This is a genomic window from Micromonospora sp. HUAS YX12 (assembly GCF_040215685.1).
Taxonomy (GTDB): domain Bacteria; phylum Actinomycetota; class Actinomycetes; order Mycobacteriales; family Micromonosporaceae; genus Micromonospora; species Micromonospora tulbaghiae.
Window position 1 is genome coordinate 1,864,010 of record NZ_CP157974.1, and the last position, 13,972, is coordinate 1,877,981.

Annotated in this window: 9 protein-coding genes and 1 rRNA gene; 4 read left to right on the forward strand and 6 right to left on the reverse strand. The window is 69.9% G+C overall.

Annotated elements, in window-relative coordinates:
- Positions 1-60: 60 nt before the first annotated feature.
- Complete coding sequence (locus tag ABIH81_RS09240; protein WP_349879901.1) at positions 61-2,322, reverse strand: hypothetical protein; 2,262 nt, start codon at positions 2,320-2,322, stop codon at positions 61-63.
- A gap of 10 nt (positions 2,323-2,332) precedes the next feature.
- Positions 2,333-4,378, reverse strand: a complete 2,046-nt coding sequence (locus ABIH81_RS09245; protein ID WP_349879902.1) for a hypothetical protein — start codon at positions 4,376-4,378, stop codon at positions 2,333-2,335.
- A 310-nt stretch (positions 4,379-4,688) separates the two neighbouring features.
- Here ABIH81_RS09245 and ABIH81_RS09250 point away from each other — a divergent pair, with 310 nt between their 5' ends.
- Both ABIH81_RS09250 and ABIH81_RS09255 read left to right on the forward strand, forming a co-directional pair.
- Entirely contained in the window at positions 4,689-6,227 is a 1,539-nt protein-coding gene (locus ABIH81_RS09250; RefSeq protein WP_349879903.1) for a non-reducing end alpha-L-arabinofuranosidase family hydrolase, read from the forward strand.
- Between the two features lie 182 nt (positions 6,228-6,409).
- Positions 6,410-6,703: a DUF4287 domain-containing protein gene (locus ABIH81_RS09255; RefSeq protein WP_349879904.1), complete on the forward strand. Its 294-nt coding sequence runs from the start codon at positions 6,410-6,412 to the stop codon at positions 6,701-6,703.
- A 145-nt stretch (positions 6,704-6,848) separates the two neighbouring features.
- Here ABIH81_RS09255 and ABIH81_RS09260 read toward each other — a convergent pair whose 3' ends face one another.
- From ABIH81_RS09260 to ABIH81_RS09275, 4 genes are all read right to left on the reverse strand, one after another.
- The gene (locus tag ABIH81_RS09260; protein WP_349879905.1) at positions 6,849-7,370 is read right to left on the reverse strand and encodes an alpha/beta hydrolase; all 522 of its coding nucleotides are present in this window, start codon (positions 7,368-7,370) and stop codon (positions 6,849-6,851) included.
- A 70-nt stretch (positions 7,371-7,440) separates the two neighbouring features.
- On the reverse strand, positions 7,441-9,159 hold the full coding sequence (gene argS, locus ABIH81_RS09265; RefSeq protein WP_349879906.1) for an arginine--tRNA ligase: 1,719 nt from the start codon (positions 9,157-9,159) through the stop codon (positions 7,441-7,443).
- Positions 9,160-9,430: 271 nt separating this feature from the next.
- Positions 9,431-10,489 carry a tryptophan--tRNA ligase gene (gene trpS, locus ABIH81_RS09270; protein ID WP_349879907.1) on the reverse strand — a complete coding sequence of 353 codons (1,059 nt, stop codon included), beginning with the start codon at positions 10,487-10,489 and terminating at the stop codon, positions 9,431-9,433.
- Between the two features lie 266 nt (positions 10,490-10,755).
- On the reverse strand, positions 10,756-11,199 hold the full coding sequence (locus ABIH81_RS09275) for a PRC-barrel domain-containing protein (RefSeq protein WP_349879908.1): 444 nt from the start codon (positions 11,197-11,199) through the stop codon (positions 10,756-10,758).
- 121 nt (positions 11,200-11,320) lie between these two features.
- Between ABIH81_RS09275 and ABIH81_RS09280 the strand changes: the two genes are divergently transcribed.
- Positions 11,321-11,608 (forward strand): hypothetical protein, encoded by a 288-nt coding sequence (locus ABIH81_RS09280; protein ID WP_349879909.1) that lies wholly within the window; start codon positions 11,321-11,323, stop codon positions 11,606-11,608.
- A gap of 696 nt (positions 11,609-12,304) precedes the next feature.
- Positions 12,305-13,819 (forward strand): 16S ribosomal RNA (locus ABIH81_RS09285).
- Positions 13,820-13,972 lie beyond the last annotated feature (153 nt).

A 13,972-nucleotide genomic window follows, 5' to 3' on the forward strand; every position in this document is an offset into this window, starting at 1 on the left:
TGCCAGAAATCGGCCACCCCGATCCCCTGGTCAGGCGAGGGATCGGGGTGGACGAGCGGCTCAGACGGCCGGGCCGCTCCCGGAGGTCGTGCCGAGGTGGACGCCGACGTCGGCCGGCTCGGTCATCTGGTCGTACGCCCTGGTCCGGAGCCGGTTGGTCTGCACCTCGCCGTCGAGCAGCGCCGCCCGCAGCGCCTCCGCGTCGCTGATCTCCTTGGCGGTCACCGCGTCGGCCGCTGTCGTGGCCCCCTGCACCACCTCCAGATGGGTGCCGTCGGTGGGCATCAACTCGGTCCACTTCGCCAGGCAGTACACCCGCTCCGGCACGTCCTGGCACTCGGTGGTCAGCTCGGGCATCTCGTCGCCGGTGCCGAGGTGGCCGGTCCGGTACGTCGTCAGCTCGTCGACGAACGCCGTCAGCTCGTGCTCCACCTGCGGCGCCAGGCTGGTCGCCACCACCTTGCCGAAGATCCACCGCAGCGCGGTCAGCTCCATGCCGGCCCGCACCGGCAGGTAGAGCTTCGCCCAGCTCGCGTTGACGAAGTCGCCGGGGTCGCGCTCCGGGGCGCGGGCGTCGCCGCCGGACCACCAGCCGGGGTACGCCACGAACGACGCGCGCTCCCAGTCGAAGACGCGGTGCCAGAAGTCGATCTCCCACGCCTCGTCCCGCACGCTGGCCGGGAAGTGCGCCTCCACGATCTGCGAGACCATCTCGTTCACCGGGGAGAAGCCGGCCCGCAACCGCGCCTCGAACTCGTCCCCGGCCGTCTCCGCCGCCGCCAGCGCCTCGTCGCGCCGGTCCTGCCACTCCTGGAGATCGGTCAGGTAGCCCGCGACGAGCGCGTTGTACGCGGCGTCGTCGGCGGTCTGGTCCACCACCGTCGGGGTACGCCGGAACCCGGCGGCCAGCTGCACGTCGGCGCCCGGACCGGCCAGCCAGCTCCGGGCGCCGACGTGCACGCGTACGCGCAGCACCGGCCGGCCGTCCGCCTCGGTGACGACCGGCACGCCCACCACCCGGGCGGCGATCGCGTCCGGCGGGCGGCGGGTGATCAGCGTGAGGTTCTGCCGGATCGTGTCGATGTCGCCGTCCCACTCCCAGCCGGCGTCGAAGGCGACGTCGACGTCGTAGTCCGCGCTCATGTCGCCGGTGAATCCCCACTTGTCGAGCGTGACCACGGGGGAGTACACGACGCGCGTCTCCACAACGGCGGGCGCGCCACGCGGCGGGCGCTCCGGCTTCACCGGCATCGGGGGCAGCGCGGCGACCGCGTTGTCGCGGATCCGTTGCCGCCCGCCGGTGATCTTCTGGGCGAAGGCGAACGCCGGATCCTTGATCGTGGGGGCCCAGCAGACCCGTGCCCCGTACCGCTCGTGGGCCAGCTCCAGCCGTTGCAGCACCTTGAAGTAGTGCAGCGTGGTCGGCGTGGCCCGGTTCGGGTTGCGGACGGTGCGCTTCGAGGAGGACTCCGTGCCGGTCTCGCTGACCAGCTTGAAGTCGGTCTTGTGCTGGGTGCGGTAGCGCGCCGCGACCTTCGAGGTGGCGGTCCGGCTGTCCTTGACCGCGCGGCGGCTCGTCTCCTGGCTCGCCGCGGTGACGCTGGTGGCGAAGCCGATCGTGTGGCTGGCGTTGAAGGTGCCCCAGACGCCGGTCGGGCTGGTGTACTGGCCGGTGTGGCTCGCGTTGAGCCCCCAGGTGTCGGTGAGCGACTTCTGCCGTTCGAAGCCCTCCTGGAGTTCGGTGGTGAGCGCGCTGGTCAGCTCGACGTCGGTCTGCTGTTCCGACTCGTTCTGCTCCTCCAGGGTCAGCTCGCGCTTGGTGTAGGTGCGCTGCTCCAGCACCGCCTCCTCGCCCGGGGCGAGCGCCAGCGCGTAGACGTGCTCGCCGAGCGCGAAGCCCACCGGCCGGATCCGGGTGCGGTCGAGGAACGCGATGCCCACGTCGGACTGGAGCAGGCCGGCGAGGAACTCCGCCTGCTGGTCGCCGAGGAGCGTCTGGCGTCGCGCCGGCGGCTCCCGGTACGACATGCCCGAGTCGGCGCCGGGCAGCGCCTCGGTGGCGGCGTCCATCTCGTTGGCCTTCCACAGGTCGTGGAGGCCGAGTTCCTTGAGCAGGTGCGGCAGCCGGTCGCCGTCGAGCCCGCCGTAGCGGATCGCCTCGATCAGCGCCTGCTTGACGTAGAACGGCAGGATGGGCGTCTCGCCACCGCCGAAGGTGAGCCGGACCGGTACGAAGTAGTTGGAGTAGACGTACCGGTCGGAATGCGCGGTGCTGAAACCAAGCGTCGCCGGATCGGCGTCGGCGACGACGACTCTGCCCATCGGTGCTCCTCTACAGCGGCAGTTCGAACAGGGCGTGCAGCCCCCGGTACGTCATCTCGTGCGAGGTGACGAAGAACCCGGGGAACAACTGGCTGAGTGCGGCCTGGCGGACGACCGTCTCGCGTACGGCGTGCGCGGTCAGCTCTTCGAGGCCGGTGACGACCTCGGCCGGCACACCGCCCTTCGCGGCTCGCTGGTACGCCTCCGCGATCGCCTCCCAGCGACCGTCGAACGTCTCCCCGAGGTCGTCGGCGACAGTTCCCCAGGTCTTCTCGAAGCGCTCCAGCTTCGTCGAGGACGTCCAGTCGACGTTCGTGACGCGGGCCGCCTCGGGGTCGACGAGCAGCAGGTCGGAGCGGAGGTCCCCGACCGTGGTGGACGCCTTCCACCGGAACCGTTCGGCGAGGTGGGTGCCGAGCGCCTTCTCCGCCCCGGTCGCGGCCGGGTTGCCGGTGAACCCGACGAGCCGCAGCAGCAGATCCCGGTCCGGGTGGCCGAGCAGCATCTGGGCGACCGTCCGGCGCAGCACCGCCTCGGATCCGCGCAGCGCGGGCGCCAGCTCCGGGTGGGCCGCGCGGACCGCCTCGACCACTGTCGCCAGCGACTTCTCCGCGAACGGTTCCAGGCCCGGCGACCGGCCGACGAGCTGCGCGACCTCGGCCGCCATCCGCCGGTGCACCTGCTGGCCGAGCCGCCACGGTTGCGCCTGCCCGGCCTTGCGCAACGCGCGGAACTCCTCGTACGCGGCGGTCTGGAGCGCCCGGTTGAACGCCGTGGTCAGCCGCTGCTCCAGTTGCCGGGCGATGGCGGCGCGGACGGCGGCGGCCTGGATGTCCCGGGGTGTCTTCGGTGGTTTCAGCTCGCGGAGGTCCTCGACCCGCTTGATGATCTCGTCGAGCGCCTCGGTCAGCTCGGCGCGGGTCGCGGCCCGGCCGGCCGACGACACCGTCTCCGACATGCTCGCCATCAGCACCGGCCGTCCGTCGAGGCTCACCAGTGCGCCGAGCCGGGTACCCGCCCCGGCGCCCGCGAACGCCTCGGCGTGCGCCGCCTGGTTGAACAGGGTCAGGGTCAGTTCGGCGTCGACCAGCAGCGCCCGGCCCTGCCGGAACAGCGCGTCGAGCACCCTCGGGGGAAAGAGCGTCCGCAGCACCGCCAGGCCCACCTGGGGCGTGGCGACGATCGCCGCCCGGCCGATCGCCACCAGCAGCGCGGCCATCCGGGTGGTCATCAGGCGCGCCTCCCGGGCGCCCGCGAGCAGCAGCGGCACGTACCGTACGGCGGCGTGCACCGCGACGCCACCGAGCAGCCGGGCGAGCTGCACCAGGCCGGTGAGCACCTGACAGAGGTCGCCGGCGACGCGGCCGAGCAGGCGGCCGGCGGCGAACGGGTCGAGGTCGTCCAGGTGCCGGGCGAACTGGGCCGCCCATCCGCGCCACAGCGCCAGCAGCCGCTCGGGGACGGTTGTCGGGTCCAGCGCGGCGACGATCCCGGCCAGCGCCTGGCGTACGACAGTGGCCTGGTCGGCGAGGCGCTGGACACCGGCGCGCGGGTCGACTGTGAGCACGATGAGCGTGGTGAACTGCTCCTGCTGGAGGCGGCCGATCAGCTGCACGAGCTTGCCGAGGTCGACGACCACAGTCGCGACGGACTCCCCGACGCCGACGGCGAAGCCGTCCAGGAACAACTTCGGGTCGATCCCGTTCCAGGCCGCGTAGTGCCGCATCGCGTCCAGCAGCGCGGGATCGAGATCGATCAGGTAGCGGCGGAACGCGCCGTCGGAGTCGACGTCGGAGGCGGCCAGGTCGAAGAACGCCTCGGCCAGCCGCAGTCGCGCGAGCATCGAGACCAGGTCCCAGACGTTGTCCGGGGTGATGCGGCCGGTCATCGCGGCCAGCACCCGTTCGCGGGTCATCGAGCGCGTGGCGTGCGCGTCCGTCCAGTACCGGATCGTCAGCGCGACGAACTCCACCCGTGGATCCTGGGTGCGTCCGCCAAAGACCGCGGCCCGGTCCTCGGCGGGCACCCGCGGCACGCTGAACCAGTCCCGGATCATGACGGATTCGTCCGCCGGCTGCCCCAACTCCCCCACCACCCTCCAGCCGTGTGCACTGTCGGGCCGCCTCGGGGGCAGCGGTAGTGCTGGGTCGAGAAGCTGACATGGCCTCGTGGCGTCACCCGCCCGCCGTCCATCGACTGTTACGACTTGACGAACGGCGTGTTATCGCTCACAGTCGATGGCACAGGGCGACGGCTTGGACGGCTCACCGGGCGGGCGCGGATGGACGCGTGGCAGGCCGGGTGTGGGATCAGTGCGCTTCGACGGATTGTTAGCGCTCACAACATGTCTGATCTGAGGGAGGATCATGTTCGCTTTCGGTAGGTCCCCATCGACGGTGTCGCCGCCACGACGGCGCGGCTGGCTGCCGCGCGTCGTCGCCACCGGCGCGGCAGCGGTACTCGTCGGCGCCGGTGCCGTGGCGGTCGTGTCCGCGCCCGCCGCCGCGGCGAGCGTCGACACGAACGCCTGGTACGTCCTGGTCAACCGCAACAGCGGCAAGGCGCTCGACGTCTACAACCTGGCCACCAACGACGGCGCGCGGATCGTGCAGTGGTCGCGCAACAACGGCAACCAGCAGCAGTGGCAGTTCGTCGACTCCGGCGGCGGCTACTACCGGCTGAAGTCACGGCTGTCCGGCAAGGTGCTCGACGTCTACAACTGGTCGACCGCCAACGGCGGAAGCATCGTGCAGTGGTCCGACCTCAACGGGACCAACCAGCAGTTCCGGCTGGCCGACTCCGACAGCGGCTACGTCCGCCTGATCAACCGCAACAGCAACAAGGTGGTGGAGGTGCAGGGCGCCTCGACCGCCGACGGCGGGAACATCGTCCAGTACGACGACTGGAACGGCGCCAACCAGCAGTGGCAGCTCGTCCGCGTCGACGGCGGCGGCAACCCCACCACGCCGCCTCCGACGACGCCGCCGCCGGGTGGTACGTGCAACCTGCCGTCGTCGTACCGGTGGTCGTCGACGGGTGTGCTGGCGCAGCCGCGGTCGGGGTGGGTGTCGTTGAAGGACTTCACCGTGGTCCCGTACAACGGGCAGCACCTGGTCTACGCCACCACGCACGACACCGGGACGTCGTGGGGGTCGATGAACTTCGGCCTGTTCTCCAACTGGTCGCAGATGGCCACGGCGTCGCAGAACGCGATGTCCTCCGGCACGGTGGCGCCGACGTTGTTCTACTTCGCGCCGCGCAACATCTGGGTCCTGGCCTACCAGTGGGGACCGACCGCGTTCTCCTACCGGACCTCGACGAACCCGACGAACCCGAACGGCTGGTCGTCGGCGCAGCCGCTGTTCACCGGCAGCATCTCCGGTTCCGGTACCGGCCCGATCGACCAGACGCTGATCGCCGACGACCAGAACATGTACCTGTTCTTCGCCGGTGACAACGGCAAGATCTACCGCTCCAGCATGCCGATCGGGAACTTCCCCGGCAGCTTCGGCTCCACCTACACCACCATCATGTCCGACACCACGAACAACCTGTTCGAAGCCGTGCAGGTCTACAAACTGCAAGGCCAGACCCGCTACCTGATGATCGTCGAGGCGATCGGCTCCCAGGGCCGCTACTTCCGGTCCTTCACCGCCACCAGCCTGAACGGCTCCTGGACCCCCCAGGCCGCCACCGAGTCCAACCCGTTCGCCGGCAAGGCCAACAGCGGCGCCACCTGGACCAACGACATCAGCCACGGCGAACTGATCCGCACCACCGCCGACCAGACCTTCACCGTCGACCCCTGCAACCTCCAACTGCTCTACCAGGGCCGCTCCCCCAACTCCGGCGGCGACTACGGCCTCCTGCCCTACCGACCCGGACTGCTCACCCTCCAGCGCTGAGCACGTACCCCGAGATCTGGAGAGCCCGGCCCGCGACCACGCGGGCCGGGCTCTCCGGCGTCTCGCCCGGCGGCGATCGTTGCCCCCGAGGCAACGATGGTGGCCCGGTTCGTCGTTGATCGGAACCGCCCCGCCCGGGAGGGTGGAGGTCGTCACCACCTCCCGGACGAAGGGTTGGGCAGATGTCCTTCCAGGCGTACCTCGACGCGATCGAGGACAAGACCGGCAAGACCCCGCGCGTCCTGGTCGACCAGGCCAAGGAGCGCGGCTACGACGCCGCCGACGTCAAGGCCGGCGTGATCGTGGGCTGGCTCAAGGACGAGTACGGCCTCGGCCGGGGACACGCGATGGCCCTGGTCCACGTGATCAAGAACGGGCCGAAGATCAGCGCCAAGCACGTCGGCTCCACCGGCTCCCACCGCGACGACAGCGACACGCTGTGGCTGGACGGCAAGGCCACCCGAGCCACCGCGTAGCGGGCTGTGGACAGCGGCGCCTACCGTTCGGGCCATGGGAGCGATCAAGCCGTGGCACCTGTCCGTCCTGGCGCTCTGCTGCCTCCTGCCGATCGTCGCGGCGGTGGCGGCGGGGGTGTGGGCGCGGCGACGCCGCCGCTGACCGTCACCGGTCGGCGACGAACTCCTCCACCGCCGTGCAGACCCGCCCGAGCGCCTCGGCCGAGCGCGCCAGCGGGCCGGGCACCATCATCGAGTGGTCGGCGTCGGCGACCTCCACCACATACGGGGTGAGCCGGCGCGCCACCGCACCGTCCCAGACCCGGTCGGCGGTGCCGCCGGCCAGCAGGAACGGCGCGGTGGCCCGGCCCAGCGGCTCCCGTACCGCGGGGTCGGTCAGCAGCGGCGTCAGCCAGACCGCCGGGATGCCCCGGTCGGCGGCGAGCGGCGCGGCGAAACTGCCGAGCGACTTGCCCACGAGCAGATCCACCCCCGCGTCGAGGACCGGATCCAGTTGCTCGGCGACCCACTCCGGCGCGCTGTCCAGCCGCAGATCCCCGAGCGACCGCCAGGTCACCTCGTGCACGTCGAAGCCGAGCTGGCGCAACGCCTCACCGATGTAGACGAAGAGCGGGCCCCGGGTGTCGTAGCCCCGTCCCGGAGCGAGTACCGCGCGCCGATCCGCCATGGTCGCCTCCCTTGCGTTCGATCGATGCGTCACGCTAGCCGCCGCACGGGTCTCCGGTGACCCCTCGGCCTCACAGCCGTTCCGGGGTACGGATGCCGAGCAGGTCCAGGCCCTGCCGCAGCACCCGCCCGGTCAGCTCGCACAACACGAGCCGGCTCTCCCGGATCGGCCCCTCGGCCCGCAGCACCGGGCAGCGCTCGTAGAACGCGCTGAACGCGACCGCCAGCCGGTGCAGGTACGCGGTCAGCCGGTGGAACTCCAGGCTGCCCGCCACCTCCTCGACCACCGCGGCGAAGCCGACCAGTTCCATCGCGAGCGCCCGCTCGGCCGGATCGGTGAGCGAGACGTCCGCGTCCGGGTGTGCCGCCGCCCCGGCCCGCCGAAAGATCGACCGCACCCGGGAGTACGCGTACTGGAGGTACGGCGCGGTGTTGCCGTCCAGCGACAGCATCCGTTCCCAGTCCAGCACGTAGTCCTTGTGCCGGTCCCCGGACAGGTCCGCGTACTTGATCGCGCCGACGCCCACCGCGTGTCCCACCTCGGCGGCCTCCGCCTCGCTCAGCTCCGGACTGCGTTCCCGGGCCAGCGCGGTGGCCCGCTCCACCGCCTCGGTGAGCAGCCCGACCAGCTTCACCGACCCGCCGGCCCGGCTGCGCAGCATCCGCCCGTCCGGGCCGAGGATCGAGCCGAACCCGACGTGCTCGGCCCGCACCGGCGCGGCCAGCCAGCCGGCCTGTGTGGCGACCGCGAACACCATCTCGAAGTGCCGCCGCTGCGGCAGCCCGACCACGTAGAGCAGCCGGGTCGCGCCGAGCGCGCCGGTCCGGTGCCGCAGCGCGGCCAGATCGGTGGCCGGGTAGCCGTACCCGCCGTCGGACTTGCGCACGATCAGCGGCAACGGCTCGCCGTCACGGCCCACGGAGCCGGGCGGGAACACGCAGTCGGCGCCGTCGCTGCGCCGCAGCAGTCCGAGCCGGTCCAGCTCCTCGACGGTCGGCGCGAGCTGGTCGTGGTAGCTGCTCTCGCCCCGGAAGTCGATGCCGGTCAGCGTCACGTCGAGCAGGCCGTACACGGTCAGGAAGTAGCTCTCGGACTGCGTCACCAGCAGCCGCCACAGCCGCAACGTCGCCGGGTCGCCACCCTGCAGCGCCACCACCCGCTGCCGCGACCGCTCCCGGAACGCCTCGTCGTCGTCGAACTTCGCCCGCGCCGCCTTGTAGAACCCGTCCAGGTCACCCATTGACAGCTCCTGCGCCGCCCCGGCCTCGCCCAGATCGAGCAGGTGCTCGATCAGCATGCCGAACGGAGTGCCCCAGTCGCCGAGGTGGTTGGCGCGCGACACCCGATGACCGAGCCACTCCAGCGTCCGGGCCGCCGCGTCCCCGATCACGGTCGAACGCAGGTGCCCGACGTGCATCTCCTTCGCCACGTTCGGCCCCGAGTAGTCGACCACCACCGTCTCCGGCTCGGCCGCCACCGGCACGCCGAGCCGCGGGTCGGCGGCCATCGCGGACACCAGCCCGCCGAGCGCGTGCCCGGCCACCGTCAGGTTCAGGAAACCCGGACCGGACACCTCGACCGACGCGCAGAGGTCGCCGAGCGCGGCGCGCTCCCGTACCTCCGCGGCGATCTCCCGCGGCGGGCGGCCGAGCCGGCGGGCCAGCCCCAGCGCCGCGTCGGACTGGAAGTCCGCGTGCTGGGAGCGCCGCACGACCGGGTCCACCGGCCCGCCGGCCACCGCCGCGAACGCCGGCGCCAGCCGGTCGCTGAGCAACCTTTCAAGATCCATGAGTACGCCGATCTCGCTGTGGATCCGCCGCGCGGATCACCGGATGGGAACGCGACGGCGGAGCGAGGACGATCGATGACGACCGGCGGCTCGATCCGCCGGTCGCAGGAGGGGAAGGCTCAGCGCAGGCGGTCGCGGGACCGCCGGCGTCGCAGCGCGCCGAGCCGGACGTCGGAGGCCGTCACCGGGTACGCGTGCGAGCAGGCCATGCCGGCAGCGTAACCGGCCGGTCCGGGGTCGGCGCAAGCGCGTACCCCGGACCGGCTCCTGGTCAGGCCGACGTGGCGACGGCCTTGCGGTAGCGCTCGGCCCGGCGCCGCACCTGGGTGTACGCGCTGCTCAGGCCCATTGCCCGGCGGACCTCGACGAGCGTGCGGCGCACCTGCTCGCGGGTCCGCTCGGTGCCGGTGACGATCAGCTCGTCGACCAGGCCGGGCTGAGCCTCGAAGCGGGCCCGTCGTTCCCGGATCGGGTCCAGGAACCGGTTGAGCGCCGTTGCCAGCGCCTCCTTGACCTCCACGTCACCGACCCGGCCGGCCCGGTAGCGCGTCTTGAACTCCGCCACCTGAGCCCGGTCCGGGTTGAAGATGTCGTGGTACTCGAAGACCGGGTTCCCCTCGACCGTGCCGGGCACGTCGGCGCGGACCCGGTTCGGGTCGGTGAACATCCCCATCACCTTGCGGCGCACCGTCGCCGCGTCGTCGGAGAGCGCGATCGCGTTCCCCTTGCTCTTGCTCATCTTCCCGGCGCCGTCGGTGCCGACCAGCGTGGGCGTCTCCGACATGATCATGTCGGGGACCGGGAAGACCTCGCCGTAGAGGTGGTTGAACCGCCGGGCGATCTCCCGGGTCACCTCGACGTGCGCGGCGTTGTCCTTCCCGACCGGCACGACCTGCCCCTTCACGCAGAGGATGTCGGCGGCCTGGAGGACCGGATAACCGAGCAGGCCGTACGGCATCTCGTCCTTGCCGGCGTCCCGGGTCATCTCCTTCAGCGACGGCACCCGTTCGAGCCGGGGCACCGTGACGAGGTTCTGGAACAGCGTGTTCAGGTCACCGACCTCGGTGATCGCGGACTGGAGGTAGAACGTCGCCCGTTCCGGCTCCACGCCGGCGGCGAGGATGTCGGTGACCATCTCGCGGGCGTTGCGGGCGACCTGCTCGATGTCCGCGCGGCTGTTGCGCGTGGTGAGCATGTGCAGGTCGGCGATGATGAAGAAGCTCTCGTAGCGCTGGTGCAGCCGCACCCGGTTGGCGATGCTGCCCACGTAGTGGCCGAGGTGCAGTCGCCCGGTCGGGCGGTCGCCGGTGAGCATGCGTGCAGAGGACATGGTCGTACGCCTTTCGTGCCGTTCGCTGGCGGGGATACGCGACCCGGTCGCCCAGGTCGGTGGAGCGGGCTCGTCAGAACGAGCGCCGCCATCGCCCGCCGGCGCGGAACCGAAGTCCGCCGGCACGCAGTACGTCGAGGATCTGCTCCCGGTCGTCGACAGCGTGGCCCGGGAGACCGCCACGGGTCTCCGGGAGGCAGCTGCGCGGCCGGACCATGACTGACACGGTATCGCTCACCGGCCTGCGCCGCTGCCTCCTGCTGCGCTTACTGCTGTCGATAGCTCTCGGTGTAGTAGCTGCCGACCTGCTCCCGGTACTCGGGGTGCGCGAAGTGGTCGGGGTCGAACGCGGGCGACTCCTTCACCTGATCGCGGGTGCGGTCCACGTGCACGACGCGGTCCAGGTGGTCGACCTGCGCCACAGTGCCGGCCGGCAGCAGCACCTTCCTGCCGAAGATCCACGGACCGGTGTCCACCACCAGGTACCGCGCGTCGGCGTCCTCGCTCGCCTCGTCGATGGAGCCGATCCGCCCGTCCGACGCCTCCACCCGGTAGCCGGTGAGGTCGACCGGCGTACCCGGGCCGGGGGCGTCCGGGCCGTCGTCCGCGTCACCGGTGCGCTGCTGCGGTACGTCTCCCGGCCGGGTCTGGTCGAACCCACCGGCCAGGGCGGACGGATCCCGCCAGGTCCACGGGTTGAACGGCTGCATCGGTGGCACCTCCGTCGAATCGGCTCGACAGAACAGTGCCCCGGCGGCGGGAACGGAAACGCGTGCTGCGCCGGACGCGGGCGTGACCTGGGCAGATGGCGCGCTGGCATACTGGCCGACCATGGTCCTGTCACGTGGTTGGTCGCTGTTCCTGGTCGCCGTCGGCGTCTGGACGTGGGCGATCTGGCCGAGGTTCGCGGTCGCCATCTGGAACGACGAGCGCGCCTGGTCGGCCGGCGCCGTCGGCGAGGGCAGCCCGACCGGCTTCCTCTGGGTACACGCCCTGCTGATCGCCGCGTCCCTGGCCATCGGCACGACGGTAGGAGCCCTGGGCATCAGGGCGTGGCGCGCCTCCCGCCGCCACCCCTCCCCGCCCTCCCCGCCCTCCCACCCCTCCCCGCCCCGGTGATCAAGGAGTTTGTGTCCTCGGAGGGCTCGAATGGGGACGCGAACTCCTTGATCGACGAGAGCGGGGCGCGGTGTGACGCGCGCCGCTACCCCCCGATTTGACGATCAAACCTGGGGACGCGTAACTTTCTCTCTGCCAGCGCGGAACGGGGCAAACGGGACGAAAGCCCGGGAGCGCCGAACAGGGCTGGCGCCGGGTCCGACCAAGGCTTTAAGTCTTGCGAGGACGCGGTCCGGGCGAGGCTCACCGAAACGCCGCAGGGCGGATTTGGCGGAGCGGAACCGACCGGGTAAGGTTGTCGACCGGCAGGGCACCGGGCGAGCTCGCGGGAAACCGCAGCGGCCGGCCTGCCAAATCCGATGATCAGGCGCAGCGGTTGACTGCTGCGCGTGCTCAGCGGCGCCAACCCGTACGAAGCGTGACAGACCGGGACACACGGTTTGACACGGCAGAGACGGTGAGGTAACGTAGTAAAAGTGCCCGGCGCGAGAGCGGCGGGCGAACGAAATGCCCTGATCGGGGTTCCACGGTTGTGGGGCTTGTGGTTGGTGTGTGGTTGTTCTTTGAGAACTCAACAGGGTGCTTGTAAAGCCAGTGCCAATTGTTTTATACCCCGGACTGGTCGGGCCTTAGGGTTTGGCTGGTTGGGATTCCTTTGGCAACACTTTTGTTGCCAGGATGCTGTTCGACAAGTTTTTGTTGGAGAGTTTGATCCTGGCTCAGGACGAACGCTGGCGGCGTGCTTAACACATGCAAGTCGAGCGGAAAGGCCCTTCGGGGTACTCGAGCGGCGAACGGGTGAGTAACACGTGAGCAACCTGCCCCAGGCTTTGGGATAACCCCGGGAAACCGGGGCTAATACCGAATAGGACCGCTGACCGCATGGTCGGTGGTGGAAAGTTTTTCGGCTTGGGATGGGCTCGCGGCCTATCAGCTTGTTGGTGGGGTGATGGCCTACCAAGGCGACGACGGGTAGCCGGCCTGAGAGGGCGACCGGCCACACTGGGACTGAGACACGGCCCAGACTCCTACGGGAGGCAGCAGTGGGGAATATTGCACAATGGGCGGAAGCCTGATGCAGCGACGCCGCGTGAGGGATGACGGCCTTCGGGTTGTAAACCTCTTTCAGCAGGGACGAAGCGTAAGTGACGGTACCTGCAGAAGAAGCGCCGGCCAACTACGTGCCAGCAGCCGCGGTAAGACGTAGGGCGCGAGCGTTGTCCGGATTTATTGGGCGTAAAGAGCTCGTAGGCGGCTTGTCGCGTCGACTGTGAAAACCCGCAGCTCAACTGCGGGCCTGCAGTCGATACGGGCAGGCTAGAGTTCGGTAGGGGAGACTGGAATTCCTGGTGTAGCGGTGAAATGCGCAGATATCAGGAGGAACACCGGTGGCGAAGGCGGGTCTCTGGGCCGATACTGACGCTGAGGAGCGAAAGCGTGGGGAGCGAACAGGATTAGATACCCTGGTAGTCCACGCTGTAAACGTTGGGCGCTAGGTGTGGGGGGCCTCTCCGGTTCCCTGTGCCGCAGCTAACGCATTAAGCGCCCCGCCTGGGGAGTACGGCCGCAAGGCTAAAACTCAAAGGAATTGACGGGGGCCCGCACAAGCGGCGGAGCATGCGGATTAATTCGATGCAACGCGAAGAACCTTACCTGGGTTTGACATGGCCGCAAAACTGTCAGAGATGGCAGGTCCTTCGGGGGCGGTCACAGGTGGTGCATGGCTGTCGTCAGCTCGTGTCGTGAGATGTTGGGTTAAGTCCCGCAACGAGCGCAACCCTCGTTCGATGTTGCCAGCGCGTTATGGCGGGGACTCATCGAAGACTGCCGGGGTCAACTCGGAGGAAGGTGGGGATGACGTCAAGTCATCATGCCCCTTATGTCCAGGGCTTCACGCATGCTACAATGGCCGGTACAATGGGCTGCGATACCGTGAGGTGGAGCGAATCCCAAAAAGCCGGTCTCAGTTCGGATCGGGGTCTGCAACTCGACCCCGTGAAGTCGGAGTCGCTAGTAATCGCAGATCAGCAACGCTGCGGTGAATACGTTCCCGGGCCTTGTACACACCGCCCGTCACGTCACGAAAGTCGGCAACACCCGAAGCCGGTGGCCCAACCCTTGTGGAGGGAGCCGTCGAAGGTGGGGCTGGCGATTGGGACGAAGTCGTAACAAGGTAGCCGTACCGGAAGGTGCGGCTGGATCACCTCCTTTCTAAGGAGCACCATCCACCGAAAGGTGGCATGGAGCCCGCACCGCCCGAACGTGGTGGTGGGGTGCTCAGATGGCGGAGACACTGGCAAGTCAGGCGCCGGCAACGGCCGGGACTTTTCCTAGTACAGCCACCTCCGGGTGGTGGGAACGGGG

Excerpts from the sequence above, each read along its gene's own strand:
- ABIH81_RS09240 (WP_349879901.1), bottom strand. The coding sequence starts at position 2,322 with ATGGGCAGAGTCGTCGTCGCCGACGCCGATCCGGCGACGCTTGGTTTC.
- ABIH81_RS09245 (WP_349879902.1), bottom strand. The coding sequence starts at position 4,378 with ATGATCCGGGACTGGTTCAGCGTGCCGCGGGTGCCCGCCGAGGACCGG.
- ABIH81_RS09250 (WP_349879903.1), top strand. The coding sequence starts at position 4,689 with ATGTTCGCTTTCGGTAGGTCCCCATCGACGGTGTCGCCGCCACGACGG.
- ABIH81_RS09255 (WP_349879904.1), top strand. The coding sequence starts at position 6,410 with ATGTCCTTCCAGGCGTACCTCGACGCGATCGAGGACAAGACCGGCAAG.
- ABIH81_RS09260 (WP_349879905.1), bottom strand. The coding sequence starts at position 7,370 with ATGGCGGATCGGCGCGCGGTACTCGCTCCGGGACGGGGCTACGACACC.
- argS (WP_349879906.1), bottom strand. The coding sequence starts at position 9,159 with ATGGATCTTGAAAGGTTGCTCAGCGACCGGCTGGCGCCGGCGTTCGCG.
- trpS (WP_349879907.1), bottom strand. The coding sequence starts at position 10,489 with ATGTCCTCTGCACGCATGCTCACCGGCGACCGCCCGACCGGGCGACTG.
- ABIH81_RS09275 (WP_349879908.1), bottom strand. The coding sequence starts at position 11,199 with ATGCAGCCGTTCAACCCGTGGACCTGGCGGGATCCGTCCGCCCTGGCC.
- ABIH81_RS09280 (WP_349879909.1), top strand. The coding sequence starts at position 11,321 with ATGGTCCTGTCACGTGGTTGGTCGCTGTTCCTGGTCGCCGTCGGCGTC.